The sequence below is a fragment of the Paenisporosarcina sp. P5_A11 genome, from assembly GCF_056400705.1.
Window position 1 is genome coordinate 1 of sequence record NZ_JBFUKT010000065.1, and the last position, 16626, is coordinate 16626.

Annotated in this window: 17 protein-coding genes and 3 pseudogenes; 5 read left to right on the forward strand and 15 right to left on the reverse strand. The window is 34.7% G+C overall.

Going from position 1 to position 16626, the window contains the following annotated elements:
- Positions 1-89 precede the first annotated feature (89 nt).
- A pseudogene (locus AC1DOS_RS10710) lies at positions 90-281 on the forward strand (YmaF family protein); the annotation flags it as partial.
- Between the two features lie 328 nt (positions 282-609).
- Here the strand turns inward: AC1DOS_RS10710 and AC1DOS_RS10715 are convergent.
- The 9 genes from AC1DOS_RS10715 to AC1DOS_RS10755 form a co-directional block, all read right to left on the reverse strand.
- Positions 610-1254 (reverse strand): class D sortase, encoded by a 645-nt coding sequence (locus AC1DOS_RS10715; protein ID WP_477537489.1) that lies wholly within the window; start codon positions 1252-1254, stop codon positions 610-612.
- Positions 1254-2282: a processed acidic surface protein gene (locus tag AC1DOS_RS10720; protein WP_477537490.1), complete on the reverse strand. Its 1029-nt coding sequence runs from the start codon at positions 2280-2282 to the stop codon at positions 1254-1256. The genes AC1DOS_RS10715 and AC1DOS_RS10720 overlap by 1 nt, the downstream gene beginning before the upstream one ends.
- A 208-nt stretch (positions 2283-2490) precedes the next feature.
- Entirely contained in the window at positions 2491-3210 is a 720-nt protein-coding gene (locus AC1DOS_RS10725; RefSeq protein WP_477537491.1) for a nucleotidyltransferase domain-containing protein, read from the reverse strand.
- Between the two features lie 304 nt (positions 3211-3514).
- Entirely contained in the window at positions 3515-3655 is a 141-nt protein-coding gene (locus AC1DOS_RS10730; RefSeq protein WP_477537492.1) for a hypothetical protein, read from the reverse strand.
- An 81-nt stretch (positions 3656-3736) separates the two neighbouring features.
- Positions 3737-4279: an MFS transporter gene (locus AC1DOS_RS10735; RefSeq protein WP_108586778.1), complete on the reverse strand. Its 543-nt coding sequence runs from the start codon at positions 4277-4279 to the stop codon at positions 3737-3739.
- Entirely contained in the window at positions 4276-5691 is a 1416-nt protein-coding gene (locus AC1DOS_RS10740; protein WP_477537493.1) for an FAD-binding protein, read from the reverse strand. Before AC1DOS_RS10740 ends, AC1DOS_RS10735 begins: the two co-directional genes overlap by 4 nt.
- A gap of 239 nt (positions 5692-5930) precedes the next feature.
- Entirely contained in the window at positions 5931-6320 is a 390-nt protein-coding gene (locus tag AC1DOS_RS10745) for a GNAT family N-acetyltransferase (RefSeq protein ID WP_477537494.1), read from the reverse strand.
- A 219-nt stretch (positions 6321-6539) separates the two neighbouring features.
- Complete coding sequence (locus AC1DOS_RS10750; RefSeq protein WP_477537495.1) at positions 6540-7067, reverse strand: GrpB family protein; 528 nt, start codon at positions 7065-7067, stop codon at positions 6540-6542.
- A 477-nt stretch (positions 7068-7544) separates the two neighbouring features.
- A complete protein-coding gene (locus tag AC1DOS_RS10755) occupies positions 7545-7787 on the reverse strand; it encodes a hypothetical protein (protein ID WP_108586781.1) in 243 nt (80 codons plus the stop codon).
- 183 nt (positions 7788-7970) lie between these two features.
- On the opposite strand from AC1DOS_RS10755, the gene AC1DOS_RS10760 reads away from it, so the two are divergent.
- A complete protein-coding gene (locus tag AC1DOS_RS10760; protein WP_108586782.1) occupies positions 7971-8801 on the forward strand; it encodes a DUF2268 domain-containing putative Zn-dependent protease in 831 nt (276 codons plus the stop codon).
- 73 nt (positions 8802-8874) lie between these two features.
- On the opposite strand, the gene AC1DOS_RS10765 is transcribed toward AC1DOS_RS10760, so the two are convergent.
- The gene (locus AC1DOS_RS10765; protein ID WP_477537496.1) at positions 8875-9603 is read right to left on the reverse strand and encodes a class I SAM-dependent methyltransferase; all 729 of its coding nucleotides are present in this window, start codon (positions 9601-9603) and stop codon (positions 8875-8877) included.
- Positions 9604-9945: 342 nt separating this feature from the next.
- On the opposite strand from AC1DOS_RS10765, the gene AC1DOS_RS10770 reads away from it, so the two are divergent.
- Entirely contained in the window at positions 9946-10212 is a 267-nt protein-coding gene (locus AC1DOS_RS10770) for a hypothetical protein (protein ID WP_477537497.1), read from the forward strand.
- 402 nt (positions 10213-10614) lie between these two features.
- Here the strand turns inward: AC1DOS_RS10770 and AC1DOS_RS10775 are convergent, their stop codons facing one another.
- From AC1DOS_RS10775 to AC1DOS_RS10790, 4 genes and pseudogenes are all read right to left on the reverse strand, one after another.
- Complete coding sequence (locus AC1DOS_RS10775) at positions 10615-11040, reverse strand: GNAT family N-acetyltransferase (protein ID WP_477537498.1); 426 nt, start codon at positions 11038-11040, stop codon at positions 10615-10617.
- On the reverse strand, positions 11006-11476 hold the full coding sequence (locus tag AC1DOS_RS10780; RefSeq protein WP_477537499.1) for a GNAT family N-acetyltransferase: 471 nt from the start codon (positions 11474-11476) through the stop codon (positions 11006-11008). Before AC1DOS_RS10780 ends, AC1DOS_RS10775 begins: the two co-directional genes overlap by 35 nt.
- Before the next feature lie 37 nt (positions 11477-11513).
- Positions 11514-11851: pseudogene (locus AC1DOS_RS10785) on the reverse strand (cupin).
- A 136-nt stretch (positions 11852-11987) separates the two neighbouring features.
- Positions 11988-13580 (reverse strand): long-chain-fatty-acid--CoA ligase, encoded by a 1593-nt coding sequence (locus AC1DOS_RS10790; RefSeq protein ID WP_477537500.1) that lies wholly within the window; start codon positions 13578-13580, stop codon positions 11988-11990.
- A 400-nt stretch (positions 13581-13980) separates the two neighbouring features.
- On the opposite strand from AC1DOS_RS10790, the pseudogene cdaS reads away from it, so the two are divergent.
- Both cdaS and AC1DOS_RS10800 read left to right on the forward strand, forming a co-directional pair.
- Positions 13981-14618, forward strand: a pseudogene (gene cdaS, locus AC1DOS_RS10795) (sporulation-specific diadenylate cyclase CdaS).
- Positions 14619-14841: 223 nt separating this feature from the next.
- Complete coding sequence (locus AC1DOS_RS10800; protein WP_477537501.1) at positions 14842-15519, forward strand: YdeI/OmpD-associated family protein; 678 nt, start codon at positions 14842-14844, stop codon at positions 15517-15519.
- Between the two features lie 58 nt (positions 15520-15577).
- Here the strand turns inward: AC1DOS_RS10800 and rnz are convergent, their stop codons facing one another.
- Complete coding sequence (gene rnz, locus AC1DOS_RS10805) at positions 15578-16522, reverse strand: ribonuclease Z (RefSeq protein WP_477537502.1); 945 nt, start codon at positions 16520-16522, stop codon at positions 15578-15580.
- Positions 16523-16626 lie beyond the last annotated feature (104 nt).

Consider the following 16626-nt stretch of genomic DNA (forward strand, 5'->3'; position numbering starts at 1 on the left):
ATGTACATGTTCACCAATATTCCACGGAAACGACAATAAATGTTGGACATTCGCATCTCGTTTAGGGAACAACTTCTGCTGCCAATAACACGATGGATCACGTTCATTATTATGAGGGAACAACCACATTTGTGGGGCATGTTCATCAATTTTCCGGGACTACGGGACCTCCTGTCTATATGACCGATGGGACACATTTGCATGAATTTTCTGGTACGACTACCTTTAATAATGGACACGTACATTCTTATTCAGGATTCACAGGAAGAAATTTTTCCTAAACATACCTTACAGAAAAAACAAAAGAATGATTCAAGAAGAGTTACATAGGGGACCTCAGTTGATAATTGTCCAAAGGAAAAGGGTATAGTCTGTTCCAGGTGTTAATCAAAATCAAAAAAAGGAAAGCCACCATCATTAAATTTGATAGTGGCTTTTTCATGAAACTGGTGAGTCATCAACTTTGTATAAAAGAACACATAATTGACTAAGAATTATTCCTCCGATTTGTTCTTTTAAAAAATCCATTCAACAAGAAAGCCATCCTGCAATGAGGATGGCTGAGCAACTATTATACCTAATACCAACATCTCGAGATGACACTTTTTTCTAGTTCAATACTGATGAAACAAGATAGGCTTCCAATATATATCGCTCTGGTGCAGCACCAATAAAATCAAATGGGTAGCACGTACTGACCGTCAGAACCGCGCGCGGTTTAGGGACAATCACGGTTCGATCATCTTCATCAACAATGCGGACTTTCATAACTTTATAAGTAAAGGTTCCAGCTGCAGTGTTTACTTGCAGCTCATCGCCCTTGCCTACTTTGCCTAGATTTCTAAATACCGTATCCCTGTGACCAGAAAGAATAGAGTTGTCTTTTTCCCCAGGTAATACACTGTCCTTGAAATGCCCAACACCCTTCTCCAGTTCATCTTCATTTGTTCCATGAAAAATAGGAAGTTCTGATTCAAGTTTCGGAATATAAAGAGTGCCTATCTCCTCACCCATTTTTGGTCTTTCCGCATAGAGAGGCTCCTCTTTATGAGCACTCTTAGGAATGGCTGGAGAAATTTTCGGAACCTCAGATACACCTTCAGTCTCTATTTTCTCGCCAGCAAAAAAACCTTTGGAAAAACTACTAATATTATTGTAAAACAACCATAAACCAACAAGCACAATTAGGATTGAAAAAGAAAGAAGTATAGCCTTCTTCGGCTTTCTTCTTTCTTTTCGTTGGAGATTTGGCATTACGAAACTCTTACTCTTCTATAAAGGAATAACCCAATAACGATTAACGCTGCGCCTGCCATGGCACCATCTAGGTTATTTGAATCCGTAACGGGTAGTTTACCACCTTTAACTGTTTTTACCTTATTTGGCGCTTTAGTCACTACAGGTGGATTTGGACTTTTCACTTCTTCTTTAACCGTGTCGGCTACTTCCTCAACGGTAGTAGGAATCTCTTTAATTTGATCTGAAGTAAACTTCACATCAGCTAAAAGCGTTCCGTTTATGTCAAACAGTTGTATTAACAAATAGTCTCCTTCTAATACTTCCATTTGCATCAACTCTGCAGCAGATATTTGAGTCTTATTGTTACCTTCTACAATATAAAAGCTTGCTTTCATTTTGAAAATAGACATAAGTTCTTCAAAGGCATTTCCTACTTCTTTGATTTGCTCCTCAGTAGGATTTTCTGGATCTATAACCATCATTCGTTCAGCAATAGACATTAGTCTTTCACCGACTTCAGGTGAGTTTAGTTCCTCTTCAATCGATAAGAGATGGTTCATAAGATTTTCAATTTCTTTATCAGTTAGATCAATTTCTTTCATTAGTCCATCAATATCTGCCGTAATATCATCAAGATCAGGCATCTCAATTGGGTTCGCAATATTTAATACGGCAAAGTATAAGTCATCTACATAAATGAAATTTTCAATCGCTTCTCCATTTTCATTTAATAATTCTATTAGTTGAAGTTCATCTAATTCGAAATCCTCATATATAGATTCCAAGTTACTGTTATCCGATTTAATAACCTCGCCCAAGTATTCTTCTAATTCTTGAATGTTTTCAAAATCAGATAAAAAGACTTGAGAATATTCTTCAAGATAGGTAACATAGTCTTCCTTTGTAATAGGATATCCTCTTTCTGTACTTACTACTGTTAAATAGGCTGTTAGTTCATCGTCATTTACCTCAGCAAATGTGTTCGTTGGAACAAAGTAAAACGCTAAAAGCACAGCCACCAAGGTTACTAATATCTTCTTCATTATTTCCTCCTAAAATTAACATATTACACTATATTAGTGTAAATTATTCCAAGATAATTGCATGAAACTTTAGAACTATCTTTTCGATTTAAATATTGGTAAATTAAACCATTAACCTATTAATCCAGTACCATTTTTTCAGAACTATAGTTCTAATACCCCGATTTTTTCTTCGCCATATTAATTTGATGTACCCATTACTACGAAATTATTCTTTTCCTATCGAATATCCGTTAAATAATCTACCTCCATGCGGTTTCAAAGCTTTATCCACTAAATTAATTATTAGATTTTTTTCTCCATATTTGTAGTACCGATCGAAGGCTTCAACAAACCGTTTAGCATAATTTTCATCAAATTGTTTTAAGGACCGTACAATCCACTTAGAATCCCCCATCCATTTACAGTTGGATCTCAACACAAATTCACTTAATAACACAGCTATTGTATTAGCAATAAATAATTCTTCTGCTTTATCTAAACAGCCTAAGAAATCATCTAATGCATCCGTCAGAAAATATCGTTTCGTTGTTATTGTTTGCAAAGTCCATTTTTCTGGGCCTTTTTCCAATAATATATCTGCTTCATTTTTTAATGATTCAATGATCCCATCATCTTTTAATACGATTCCTTCAGATACCATTCTTGGCAATGAAGGTCTCGCACGTAGGTAATCACTTTCAAAATAGAATTTATAAGAAGTTAAGTTATGGGCAAAAGCTTCGATTGGCCAGCCGAACTCGTCATGTGACTCTCGATAAGCTGAATTTATTTTTTCATCAAATATAACAATATCTAAATCAGACATTTCTGTAGCTTCACCTCTAACTACACTCCCAGCCAATAGTGCCCCTTGGCAATTTGGATAATGTTTCTGGATAAATTTTTCTCCAGCTTCCAATGGTAATAACTTCTTTGTGTAATCCATAACTGTCACCTCTTTGCGTACTTTATTTTTCCTCAATCAGTTAATAAAAATGAAAGACTGCCAATTCGGGCAGCCTACATTGTACTTTCATTTTGTCTACTAAATCAGTAAAGAAATACTTTAGCAAATCTTATTTCTCAAATTCAATCGCTTGATTGATCAGTTTTACATTTTCTTGTTTGTTTAGGAATTTAGCACGGAAGTTTGATCTAATTTTAACGTTGCATTTCCATCTGGACGAAGACGTTGGATATAGCCTTCTCCATCAGAAGTAATCCATAAGTGATAATTTTTCTCTTCGCCGTCATTTAACAGTATACAACATATGCAAAATTTCGTTTTCACTATTTCCACAATAACCCACATGAAATTGCTTTTGATTATTTGCATAAGCAATAAATAATGATAATTCTTCACCAACTTGTGTTTTCTCAACTTTTATCACAATCGTCCCTCACTTACTATTTATATTTTCCTAGTAATTAGATAATTAAGATTTGCTACTTTGAATTTTACAAATCACTTATCATACAAGTGGTTTTTCCATTTTCATCATATAAAACCCGCTCCACGCAAATACTATTGAAGCGATATAAAAGATGCTACCTATTGTTAGAAAATCAACTAAATATCCGGTTGCAATAACAGCAATCGCTGCTCCAATTGATGTCCAAATGTGGTAACGGCCAATTTCATTTCCTGCAGTCTCTTTATTAACTGAACGTGCTAGGACGGTTTTCTCTGAGTTTTTCTGAACGGCTCCAAGTAAACCCATGAAAATTTGCAGTACATATATATGCCAGATTTCGTAAGCAAGTGGGAAAACAAGCAAGATTAATGCCATCCCCCATGAATAAATGATTAACAGAACTTTATCTCCAGCTTGATCAGCAAATTTCCCAATCACTGGGTAACTTAGTGCTGCCGTAAGTGCAAATAATCCGTATGCCCATCCAAACTGGGCGTAACTACTACCAACATTTTTTAGTAGCAATACATAAAACGGGAAAATCATGCTTGCTGCCATTCCAATTGTTCCTTGGTAGATAATAAATTTTCTGTAATTCATTTGTGATACTCCTCATAGAAAAGATTCATGAACCGTTCATCTGGATCATACTTTTCTTTCATTTCAAAGAATTCCTCAGATCTAGGGTATGCCTCAATTAACTGTTCTTTCGTTGGGTAGTGATAGTAAGGGAGATAATAGGTTCCATCATGTTTTAAAGTTACATCAATCATATTTCGAATGACTCGCCCAGTGGTGTCGATACTTTCCTCACTTGTCCCTTGGTTAATAAGCATAACGAGCGCAAACATATCAGCGTTTGCGTAAGACATAACGGCTTCTTCGTTTTTCCCCACATAACGAACGGTGATATTTAATAGATTAAAATCTTCTTCATCTTTGATTGTGTCTCTTAGGTCATCAATATAGGCGGTATATTGATTGATTGGTACAAAATATTCCTGTAATACTTCTGTTTTGCTTGCGTTGTTATAGTCCATAAATAATGAATCAGAACGCATAACATTATTTCTTGAAATATACGTACCATCTATTCGCTCACTGTATTCTTTTTGAGTGTTCCAAAACATTTTTTCTCCCCACTCATTGGTTCTCGAAAGTCCTAGGAAAAATTTTGGTATCGCAATAATACTTTCCCGCTTTAAAGACGTGTAGTTGCCCAATAAGGATTGATCATCTGCCGTGGAATAATCAGTAACATACATTTCGGTTAAAAAACTATCTGGTGCTACCGAAATCCTAGCAAGATGCATTTTCACATTTTCTTTTTGCAAAACATTCTTTGTGAAGTAGGTACTGTATTCATCGTATGAAATAGATTGAGTTTTCACTTGATATAATTCATCTTCTGTCAAATGTAATGTGACATCTAGTATTACTCCGAATAACCCGTATCCTCCATTTACCAAACCAAAAAGTTCAGGATTTTCATCTCGACTCACATTCAAGACTTTTCCTTGTGCATTGAGTAGTCTAAAGGATTCAACCGTTTCAATGAGTGTGTGATTCCGAATATCTCGTCCGTGGACATTTACACTTATCGAACCTCCAACTGTGAATATATTTTGTGATTGACTAACTTTTAGCGCAAGACCATAAGGATTTATGTAAGATTGGATTTCCGCCCAAGTAACACCACTTTGTACGGTAATGAGCTGATTTTTTTCATCTAATTCTAGAATTTTATTATATTGCTTCATGTCAAGCATGATACCACCTGGATAAAGGGTTTGACCGCCTTGACTGTGCTGCATGCCGGCAATCGATATCTTGTCATCATGAAGATTTGCCTCACGAACGATGTTCTTTATCTCATCTTCACTATCGCTTGATTTAATGGATTTCATTTTCACAGGCAAAAGTCGTCCTCGATCTTCAACCACTGGACTAGCAAGTTGAGTTTGAAAGAGTATCAATGAGCCTGCAAATATTACTGTGTATATAATAATCACAAAATAACGAGCTCTTGAAATTTTTATCAACTCCTTTTTAACGCGTAATAGGTTATATTTTAGTAAATATTTTTAATATGGATGCTACTAAGAAAGCTGGATAGCTAAAATGGTATTTCGTCTCCATTTAACTAAATGTTGAAATACAGTTAACAAAGAAAATACCTTTTTGAGGTCCTTTTTGTGGTTTACTTAATAAACTATTGTTCTTAGTTGGTTCAATTTGAAAACTTTTACTTTTATGTTTGCCATACTCCTCCAAAACCAGGTGTAAAACCACAAGTTTTATAAAAGTTAATATTGTTTTCTTCATATGTCACGGTTACTATCCCCAATCCAAAGTTTTCAGATTCTCGTATTAATTCTTTTACCAAATTAACTCCAATTCCCTGCTTTTGATGCATTGGGTGAATTATTATATCTTCCATATAACCATGTTCTAAGCCCATTCCACAAACATAGCCAAAGCCTATTAATTTATTATTCTCATCTCTAACTCCTGCCCAAAAATTGCACCGCTCAAACAAAGTGGGATAATCTTTATCACGTCTACCCCATCCAACAAGTTCTCTTAATTCTGGTACTTCATGATTTGATATAGGCATGTTAATTACAACTTTGTAGATCATTTAATACCTCTTTTCACTTCCAAAAATGATTATGAAGAAGTCACTTTTTGTTATTTTCCGTTACCAGATACTACTTTAAAATAGGTTTCTTCATTATTTTTAAAAAGTCTAATATAATCAATTTCTGTCCAAGTTGATTTTATATAACACTTGGCTATTTAAGGTCTTATAGCGTAATCAATATATATGTCTAAAGTATCAAAAACTGGATGATTAAACTTATCGACGTTTCGCATAAATGCGTTTTACGAATTCTTCCTTATGATCAGTATATTGACCGATACCACTACTGTTGTTCTGAACATAATCCAGTTTGAGATTCAGATATTCCCTTCTTACATTTTCATTCAAGTTCAAATAATTTTTAAAAAAGATTAAATTGTTCCACAGTTCTTTATCATACTCAACAAGGTGTACAAAATGCGTTTTCACTTCATATGTGTTATCCGCAAATTTTGCAAAAACAACCTCTGAAGGTCTTTCAACAGACAATCTCAGAAATCCAGCTTTTTTAAACCCAGTGATGATTATTTCCTCAACATTTCTGATGTCATCTATACCGACAACGATGTCCAATATCGGCTTCGCCATGATCCCGATATTGGCTGTGCTACCTATATGTTGGATGTGGTCACCAACAATGTTTGTGTGGTTTCTAATTTCTTGTTTCACCAAATCAAACTCACTTTTCCATTCTACATCATAAGGAACTAATTTGACTTCATCTCTTGTTAATCCTAGTTTCAAATCATTGAACCCCATTTCTAGTAGTAAGAGTACTTTCTAAAAAATATTAGGTTTTATCCTCCTCTTTAACTCTCCTAGTTGTTCCTTAGGGATGTTTTTCCCAAGGTTCAATTAGGGAAATAATTATTATCTTATTATTAACGGAAGGCTTCCTCATGTGAATACTGTAAATATATTTAAGAGAATATGGAATCAATCTTATCGATTTGTTTTACCATAGGATTCATACATCTCCTTTTTTGAAAGTACTTTTATCTTATCAAAAAAGTTTCGAGAATGGAAAAAAATACCTTAGAGCATTTTTATCACATGCCCACACTCAGATATGTATAAATCGAGATTATCAAAAATTCGTAATTTATGGTTCCTATGTCGATCTTAAACTATGAGTTACACATCCTTTTAAGAATAAGGAAACCTGAAATTTTACAGATTTCCTCTCAACTTTAGAATTACACAGTTAATTTGCATATGACATTACCAAAAGAAGGCAGAAGTCAAAGCAATCCCTGCTATTGCTCCAAGGGCGATTCCAATTCCAAATCCACCACCAAAAAATCCAAGGCCAAAGCCACCATAACCACTTGAAGGCATTATCCATACCTTATCTCGACTAACTCTCGTGATTGTTCCTACGTGAACTCTTCCATCATGTTGTTTTATTCTTACACTTTTTTTATGGTATCGGCAACACAAATCATACAACTCTGTATAGCGCATATTCATTCCCCCTTCCATTTATAATCTACAATCATAGATGTAGTTACWTATAACTTATGCCGATAAATATTCTTTTTAGTAGACAAATGTTTAGAAGCCGATAGTTTTGGACATTTATTATGAACATTTACTACAGTCTGTCATATCATAAACGTTAAGATGTCAAAATAGAGGATGGTAACGATGGCAGTTATTCAAACACAAGACTGGCTGTATAATTTCTTAGAAGCTTGCAAGAAACCGAGTAAGATAACCCCCTTCCAATTGCAGCGTGAACTTATATGCAAACCAATGGAAAAATACTTTTCTACAAATGATTTAGAAACTTTGCATTTCGAACTACTAAACAATGGTTTGTTTGAACCAAGTGAATGGACAGGTATAGAAAAAAGTGTAATTGAGATGGAAAACCGTCGTATTTGGCATTCCGTCGATAAAGAATACCAATTACTTAAAGCAAAATGGTGTGGTCCAGAGGCATCCATTTTTATTTTTCCGATAAAAATAGAGAGTGAAAATACGATAAAGAAAAACGGCATTGCCTACCCCGGAAAATTGTTGTTGTTCATTTCTACTGATTTGCCTGAATATGGATTGAAAAGCCTTCTCGCCCATGAATATAATCATGTGTGCCGATTTAAAAACCTAGGCTTGGAGCTTAAACATATTCCATTAAAAGATTCATTGGTTATTGAAGGTCTTGGGGAATTTTCAGTACAGGAACAATACGGGAAAAAATGGTTGTCACCATGGACCAAAAAATATTCTTTTGAAGAAACCATTGAATTGTGGAGAAAATATTTTATTCCTGCCCTGAATATGACTGGAAGAGATAAGCAGACTGTTTTTATGTATGGAAATAACAATAAACCTTTTCCAAATTGGATCGGGTATTCCATTGGATATCAAATCGTTAACTCTTTCCAAAAAAAACACGGTCCTTTTTCAAAAGGTGAATTATATGCCTATTCATCTGATGAAATAATTGCGGGTTCAAAATATGGGTGGCATTAAACGGAGTCCACAATGTTTCCGCGATAAAAAAAGCAACCGTTCATGCAGAAATACATGAAATGGTTGCTTTTCTTCAACTTCTTAGACATCGGAATACTCGATAGCTAAGAAGATTACGATATTGGTGTATCAATTGATGATGTTGATCCCATAAATCATAAAACTCTAATCGAATGTCTTTTGATTGATTCAAATCTTGAATTTCAGTATTTATTAGTTCAGCAGATTGCTGCTTTAAAATTTCAATTTGTTTAAATCCAGCATCTTGCAAGGATATTTTCCATTCATCTTCATTTAAGATTTTCTTTATACCATATAACTCACACACATCAGATATTAATTCTTCGGTAAGAGTTTGCTCAGCAATCATTTCAATCAAAATCAATTTTCCGTCTTTTTTCAAAACACGTGAAAGTTCATTCAATGTTTTTGTAATGTCCGTAAAAATGACAACAGATTCAGAAAAGACATAATCAAATGAATCGTCTTGTAAAGCTAATTTCTCAGCGTTGCCATTGATCACTCTTACAGGTAATTGCTCTAATTGAAAGCGATGGTTCGACTTTTCCAACATGACGGGATGATTATCAATTGCGGTTACGTGGCAGTTATACTGTCGAGCAAGATATGCTGAAGTCTGCCCTGTTCCGCAACCAAGGTCCAGTACATGATCTGAGGAAAGAATATTTTCTGCGTCCAATACGGTTTTAGTTAAGTCCAATCCTCCCGGGTGGGCACCACCTATCCCAAAATAAGCTAGTAAATCGAGATAATTCCCTTTTATTTGAAATCCTCCGTTCATTTCTCGTGTACTTTGTCTTTAACATATGCACATGATTTCGAAATGAATCCAACAGGAAATCACCTACTACACAATAACTTGTACAAAGGAAATGGGAACTGCTGTGAAGACAGTTTAGCCGGCTGTATTAACGGAAACGAATACGATACATTCCGCAGAAGTATCTTCATTTTAGCTGTCCATCAATGTCAGTTGGAAAGTTTTAATGCTAGTATGTACCATACATTCCAACTGGATGAGATAAATTATTTAACAAGAAACAGGCTCTTTAAAGGAACGTAGGCCATATGTCTATGTATTTATTTTTTTGTGAATAAACTATAACCAGATGAGGTGAAAAATATGACTAGAGTATGGAGAAACAATAAAGTCAGTTCAGTCGTGATTAACCAATCAGAATTTTTCATTCGTAATGGTTTTTCTAATAATAATCCACATTCAAGAGCAGATTCTGATTTAGACATTGATAAGGATAATGACTTGAAAAATGAAATTATCCTGGATGAAGATAATGACACTGAGTTAATAAAGGTAGAAAGATTAGAAAATCAATATGAATTGTCAACTGTGAAAATTTTCATAAAAAACAAGCTATACAATAAACGTTAATACCAACGAATGGATTAACCTAAATTTGCGAAAAAAATAAAACACCTTCGAAATGGTACTCATCGGAGGTGTTTTTGAATGGGTAAAACGTATGAAAATTAAGAAACCGTTGTACTTTCTATAAAAATATTGACGATAATCCATGATCACCAATAACTCGATTTATCTAAAGAATCCCGAATTGTAACGGGTTCTCTTTTCAGAGAAAAACTAATATATCAAGGTCAAATTACACTCAAATCATATTAGTTTAACCATGATTACGTCTCATAAAAAGATTATTTCAGTTTTTTTCCTTGAGTCAGTATATCATTGAAATCGAGTGTCAGATGCCAAGCGATTTTGTTATTCCTTTACCACTTCAGTTCTTGCGATCGATCAAGACCATAAGTAAAAGACAAACTAGTAGATGAGTTTCTTTTCCAAATAATACTTTTGAGAATCTTTATTAGGATATTCGTCAATCTTTCCGACAATTTTATAGCCACACTGTTGGTAAAAATCGGGTGCTTGAAAACTAAATGTATCTAGGTGGATGCTTCTACAATTATTATCCCTGGCAGCCTTTTCAATATTATCTAATAACCACTTTCCGTATCCTTCACCTCTAAGAGATTCATCTACCCATAAAAAATCTATATGCAAATTGTACCAACTAATCTTCCCTGTTATGCCACCTAAAATTTCCCCTTCTTCATTTCTAATCATAAAACTAACATTATTAACTGGATGTTTTACGTCATCTGGTAGTTTGGATTGGTTGTATTCAATAATTTTTGTTCTTATATAATCACTATCTTCTTGATTCCATTGTTGATTTATTTTCATTTTTCTCATCCTTTTCTTTATATTCTTCGTATGTTTTCCTGAAGCCAGAGAAAGTTCGAAACCCCTGTTCTTCATAAAAAGATCGAGATGTACTATTTGCTAGTAATTCCATCCTTGTTTTGGGATAGATGCTATGAACGAAATTGAGTAATTCATTTCCTAAACTCATTCTTCGATAGTCTTTATGAATAATTAATTCACATATATAGAGACTAATAAAACCATCTGTAAGTCCTCTGATACAGCCAACCACTCGATCATCTGTTTTGACAATAAAAGCAACATTTGAATTACTCCATGCTTTTTTAGTGTCTTCATTCTTCTCCACTAAGTTCGTCCATCCTTCATCGATATTTAATCTATTGATGTCTTTAAAATCATATTCATTGTATGGCCGAATTACGACCGACTTTTCATTTTTTAAGGTGAGTTTCATAATTAATCCCTTCTTTTARTAAACCGGTTTAGATATGTTATTTTGAACGCATAAGTAAATTCAGATTAAATTCTTCACTTTCAATCATAATTGCAGTTAATCTCTTTTCAGTTGTTGTTTCATGCCATTCGTCTTTTTCCCAAAAAACGGCATCTCCGGCTTTAACATGAAATTTTGTTTCTTTGTTTCCACGAACCCGACCTTCCCTATTTACAATAAGTAGTAATTGAGGGACGATAGCCTGATGAAAACCGATAATACCATTTACTTCTAAATGCATACAGCAATGTGAGCGGATTTATCAGTAATCATAATACGTCTTAATAATATTTCGGTAGAAGTTAATAAGGGTTTAAGTACATTAGAAAATGTCATGGTCACTCGTCTTCTCTGACACACCTTCAAAATATATAATAAACGTACCCGATTTTATAAACTCGTGTACGTTTTAAGCTTTCTTCTTAATTTGAATACAATTTCTTTAATTAAGCAAAAAGATAGATTAAAGAAATTAGTTTACCTTCTTCGATCCCTTCCAATGCATCTCTCTTAAGCGGAATTTTTGTAGTTTGCCCGTAGCTGTTTTTGGTAACGATATAACGAACTCAACAGCTTTGGGTGCTTTAAAGTGTGCCATATTTGACCTGCAGTAGGTAATAATCTCTGCTTCAGTCACATTTGCATCAGGTTGCAGCACAATAATAGCCTTTGGTATCTCTCCCCATTTTTCATCAGGAACCGCAATAACGGCTACTTCCATAACATCTGAATGTTTATACAACACACCTTCAATTTCTGTAGATGAAATATTTTCTCCTCCGGAAATGATCAAATCCTTTATTCGGTCTTGTATTTCAATGAACCCGTCAGGATATGTGACTGCCAAATCGCCAGTATAGAACCAACCGTCCTTAATTGCTTCTTTTGTCTTTTCTGGGTCTTTGTAATATCCTTCCATAACTACGTTTCCTCGAGTAACGATTTCACCCAATTCTTTCCCATTCCAAGCAACTTCTTCCCCTTCTGGATTGACAACTTTTGTTTCCCCATTAAAAGCGAGCTCGATTCCTTGTCTTGCCTTAATCACAGCTTGTTCATCCTTAGATTTTGAATCAAACTCCTTTTTCCATTCACAATAAAGAATAAATGGAGAAGTTTCCGTCAAACCATACACATGAATCATATTTAATCCCAGGATATCTTGAGCTTTCTGTATTAGCGCTGCTGAAGGGGGTGCACCTGCTGTCGCCATACGAGGGCTCATTTTAATTTTAATATTTTTCGCTTTTGGATCGTTCACCAACATATTAACCACTGTCGGAGCTCCACATAGTAATGAAATATTTTCACTTTCAAATAACTCAAGAATAACTGGAGGATCTACTTTTCTTAAACAGACATGGGTGGCACCAGCCGCAGTTATGGACCAAACGCCACCCCAGCCATTCGCATGAAACATCGGTAATGTATGAAGATACACATCGTCATGCTTGACGTTAAGGTGATACATGAAATTCGCTGCATTAAGGTAATTACTACGGTGTGTTAGCATTACACCTTTTGGTTTTGATGTCGTTCCACTCGTATAATTCAACGTTAGAAGTTGATTTTCATCAATTTCAACTTCTGGTAGTGTTGAGTTCTCTGTAGACTGTTGAAGAAAATCTTCGTAATCCACGCCTTTTAATGTTGTTTCATGCCCTGCCACRGAAACGATTACAATCTGATCAAAGGAAAGATTTCCTTTGATTTCTTCAATCGGCCCGCTGAATTCGGCATCAACAATCAGCATTTTCGCATCACTATGATTGATAATGTACTCCAAATCTACAGCTGATAATCGATAATTTAAAGGCACCATCACAGCGCCAAGTTGACAAATGCCGTAAAAAGCCTCAAGCATATAATGTGTGTTCGGTAACATCACCGCAATATGGTCACCTTCCTGGATTCCAGAGTTATGTAAGGCCATCGAAAGCTGATCCGTCCGTTTTCCAAACTCCTGATATGTAAACTTCTTCTTTTCATCGATTACCGCTATTTTTTCGGGATAGTATTTCACTGCACGACGCTTCCAGTCCAAAGGGGTTAATGCAGAAAACATAGTGAACAACTCCTGAATGTTTTATTTTTTTAATACGAGCTTATCGCGGGTCCAATATAAGTAAAATAGTAATCTATTGAATCCCATTTCTTAAGATGAGGTAAATTATTATTTCTAGATTTACTCCTTTAAATCCTTTATTTTTTCAATTATTAAAATATACTGTTCTTTAGTTCGATAAAAAGGCAATATTAATGAGAACTCACCATTTAATGCAACTACTACAATATTGAAAACATAATCATTTATTCCGACGTTAACCAGCTGTTTTTGAAAAGGATTTTAATACGATAATGTTTGTATCTACTATTTATCCCGTGGCAGGAATGGCTTGCTTCAATTTGAGCACAATAAAGTTAAGACATAAGACATAACACCCTTTGAATAAGTATCAAATGAAATGAGGTGTATTTGTATCGAACTAAATTGCGATTTCTCACCACTTAAAGAACAATTAATTAAGAGTCTAAATAATATTTCGGTAGAAGTTAATAAGGGTTTAAGTGCATTAGAAGAAAACAACTATTGCCTTTTAGGGGAACTTGCAAAAATCAAAGAAACATTTGAAAAAGCAGAGGCTGTGGCGGCATCTTTTTATTTAAACTGTTATTTATCACCATTTACTGACAAGTATTTAGATATTTCAACTTGTATCCAACATCTTTCAATTCAAAGACACGGTGCATTGATTGTGATTGAGCGAAAGGATCAAATCGATTCTTTTATCCGCCCGGGTACAGCTATCGGTGCTAAATTGACACATTCATTACTAGAATCCATTTTTTACCCTGGAAATCCTCTTCATGATGGTGCTGTATTAGTTCGTGCAAATCAAATATTTTCTGCAGCAAATGTTCTTCCATTATCTAACATACTAGTAGGTGAAAAAAACTAGGTACTCGTCATCGTGCTGCAATAGGTTTATCTGAAAAGAGTGATGCCCTTGTTCTGGTTGTTTCAGAAGAGACAGGAAAAGTTTCTTTTGCTATGGATGGAGAAATTCACCCTATTATAACCACTAGCTCATTATTAGTTTGACAACAAGAAATGGAGTTAAGTATTTATTTATTCGAGTTATATTTTATTAAAAGGAGGGGATTTTTGATCTTCCCCTTTTTTATTTGATTTGTTTTATCGGAAATTATATTTTTAATGCATCGAGATCCTTCTGTCACACGCGTTCAATGAGTAATAACGATATAACATTGAAAGTTCTCATCAGTCGGTTTAAAATGGGAGAAAAGTGAAGGAGAATACATTAATGAATTCGACAAAAAGTGTAATTGAAAAGTTAAATATTAACAAATATCCTACGAAACTAATTCTCCAGGCTCCAGAGGATATTGATGATTTTAACGAAGTTGATTTCGACACTACAATAAAGAATGACAAATATCACTTTATCTTTGCTTTTGTTTTTAGTATGAAGGATTTTTCACAACATTTAGAGATGGTGATCAACAAAAATCTAGTTGAGGATAGTGGCTATTTGTTCTTTGCATATCCCAAAAAAAATAATAAGAAATATAAAGAATTTATTGAACGTGATAGTATCTTTAATAATATTGTTCATGACGAAGATGGTTATGTTTATGGGAGTACCTTAAAGTTTTCAAAAATGATTAGTTTAAATGATGTTTTTACGGTTGTCGGTCTTAAATCAGTTCCAAAGAAAACAAAAAATTCGACAAGCACAAAAAACAGCCAATGTGTGGATGACTATATCCGTTATATTGATGACATAAAGCAATATTTGTCTCTCAATGAGAAATTATTAGCTACATACAACCAATTGACCTTTGGTTACCAAAAGGACTGGGCGCGATACGTTTATAGTGCAAAACGACAAGAAACACAAGAAAAACGTCTACTTGAAATGGAAACCATTATAGGAGAGGGTTATAAATCCATTGATTTATATCGAAGAAAAAAAGAATGAATTCTGAATACATTTGCTAACAAAATAGGCAGACTTGGAGATTTCACTCCAGGTCTGCCTATTTATATATTTGTACTAATTCATTTTTTTTCAATTCAAATTCCGCAAAATCTTCAGCAACTATAATCGAAGGAAATACAGCCAAACCTTGCTTACGAAGTTCTTCGGCCTGGCTTGGTAAAAAACGAGCGCTAATATGTTGAACGATCAAATGTTTGGCTCCACTTTCTTTCGCTACTTGAGCTGCTTGCGTGATGGTTGAATGGCCATATGGCTTAGCGAGTTCTTCAGTGCCTGCATCGAATGTTGCCTCATGAATAACGATATCCACATCTCGACTCAATTCAATAGATGCTTCGCAAAAACGGGTATCCCCAAGAATAGCTAATGAAAATCCTTCTTCCGCTTTTGCAGTTACGTCTTGACTGTAAACGGTATGTCCATTTTCTAACAGTACATCTTGGCCACTTTTCAACTTTGCTAACAAGGGACCTTTCGGCACTCCTAGTTTTAGTGCTTGTTCGATCAATAATTGCGGTGGAAGTGGTTTTTGGGAAACTCGGAAGCCGAAACAAGGGATGACATGATGGAGCAGTTTAGCTTCAACTGTAAATTGTTCATCTTCAAACACTATGCCTTCTGATATTTCGACAAAATTCACTTTGTATTGCAAATAGGTTCTTGATAAACGTAAAGTTGTAAGTATCCACTCTTGAATTCCTGTTGGTCCATAAATGGTTAATGGTTCTTTACCATCTAAGAACGATCTAGATCCGAGTAATCCTGGCAAACCATAAATATGATCGCCATGCATATGTGTAATGAATATTTTTTCTAGCTTTCGCGGTTTTAGAGAGGTATGAAGCATTTGATGTTGTGTCGCCTCACCGCAATCAAATAGCCAAAAGGTGCCTCTTTCTTGCATTAATTTCACAACAAGAGCACTCGTATTCCGTTGCTTAGAAGGCATTCCTGCACCCGTACCTAAAAATTGAAGTTCCATATCACTTGTTCTCCCTATCTTTATGATCGTCTAAAAAGTCTTTACTAAAACTCGTTTTAGATTCATACGTTGGCTTTCGAACTTGAGTTTGACCTCTAGTAACC

Coding starts and splice junctions, on each gene's coding strand:
- AC1DOS_RS10715 (WP_477537489.1), bottom strand. CDS start 1,254: ATGCCAAATCTCCAACGAAAAGAAAGAAGAAAGCCGAAGAAGGCTATA.
- AC1DOS_RS10720 (WP_477537490.1), bottom strand. CDS start 2,282: ATGAAGAAGATATTAGTAACCTTGGTGGCTGTGCTTTTAGCGTTTTAC.
- AC1DOS_RS10725 (WP_477537491.1), bottom strand. CDS start 3,210: ATGGATTACACAAAGAAGTTATTACCATTGGAAGCTGGAGAAAAATTT.
- AC1DOS_RS10735 (WP_108586778.1), bottom strand. CDS start 4,279: ATGAATTACAGAAAATTTATTATCTACCAAGGAACAATTGGAATGGCA.
- AC1DOS_RS10745 (WP_477537494.1), bottom strand. CDS start 6,320: ATGATCTACAAAGTTGTAATTAACATGCCTATATCAAATCATGAAGTA.
- AC1DOS_RS10755 (WP_108586781.1), bottom strand. CDS start 7,787: ATGCGCTATACAGAGTTGTATGATTTGTGTTGCCGATACCATAAAAAA.
- AC1DOS_RS10760 (WP_108586782.1), top strand. CDS start 7,971: ATGGCAGTTATTCAAACACAAGACTGGCTGTATAATTTCTTAGAAGCT.
- AC1DOS_RS10765 (WP_477537496.1), bottom strand. CDS start 9,603: ATGAACGGAGGATTTCAAATAAAAGGGAATTATCTCGATTTACTAGCT.
- AC1DOS_RS10770 (WP_477537497.1), top strand. CDS start 9,946: ATGACTAGAGTATGGAGAAACAATAAAGTCAGTTCAGTCGTGATTAAC.
- AC1DOS_RS10775 (WP_477537498.1), bottom strand. CDS start 11,040: ATGAAAATAAATCAACAATGGAATCAAGAAGATAGTGATTATATAAGA.
- AC1DOS_RS10780 (WP_477537499.1), bottom strand. CDS start 11,476: ATGAAACTCACCTTAAAAAATGAAAAGTCGGTCGTAATTCGGCCATAC.
- AC1DOS_RS10800 (WP_477537501.1), top strand. CDS start 14,842: ATGAATTCGACAAAAAGTGTAATTGAAAAGTTAAATATTAACAAATAT.
- rnz (WP_477537502.1), bottom strand. CDS start 16,522: ATGGAACTTCAATTTTTAGGTACGGGTGCAGGAATGCCTTCTAAGCAA.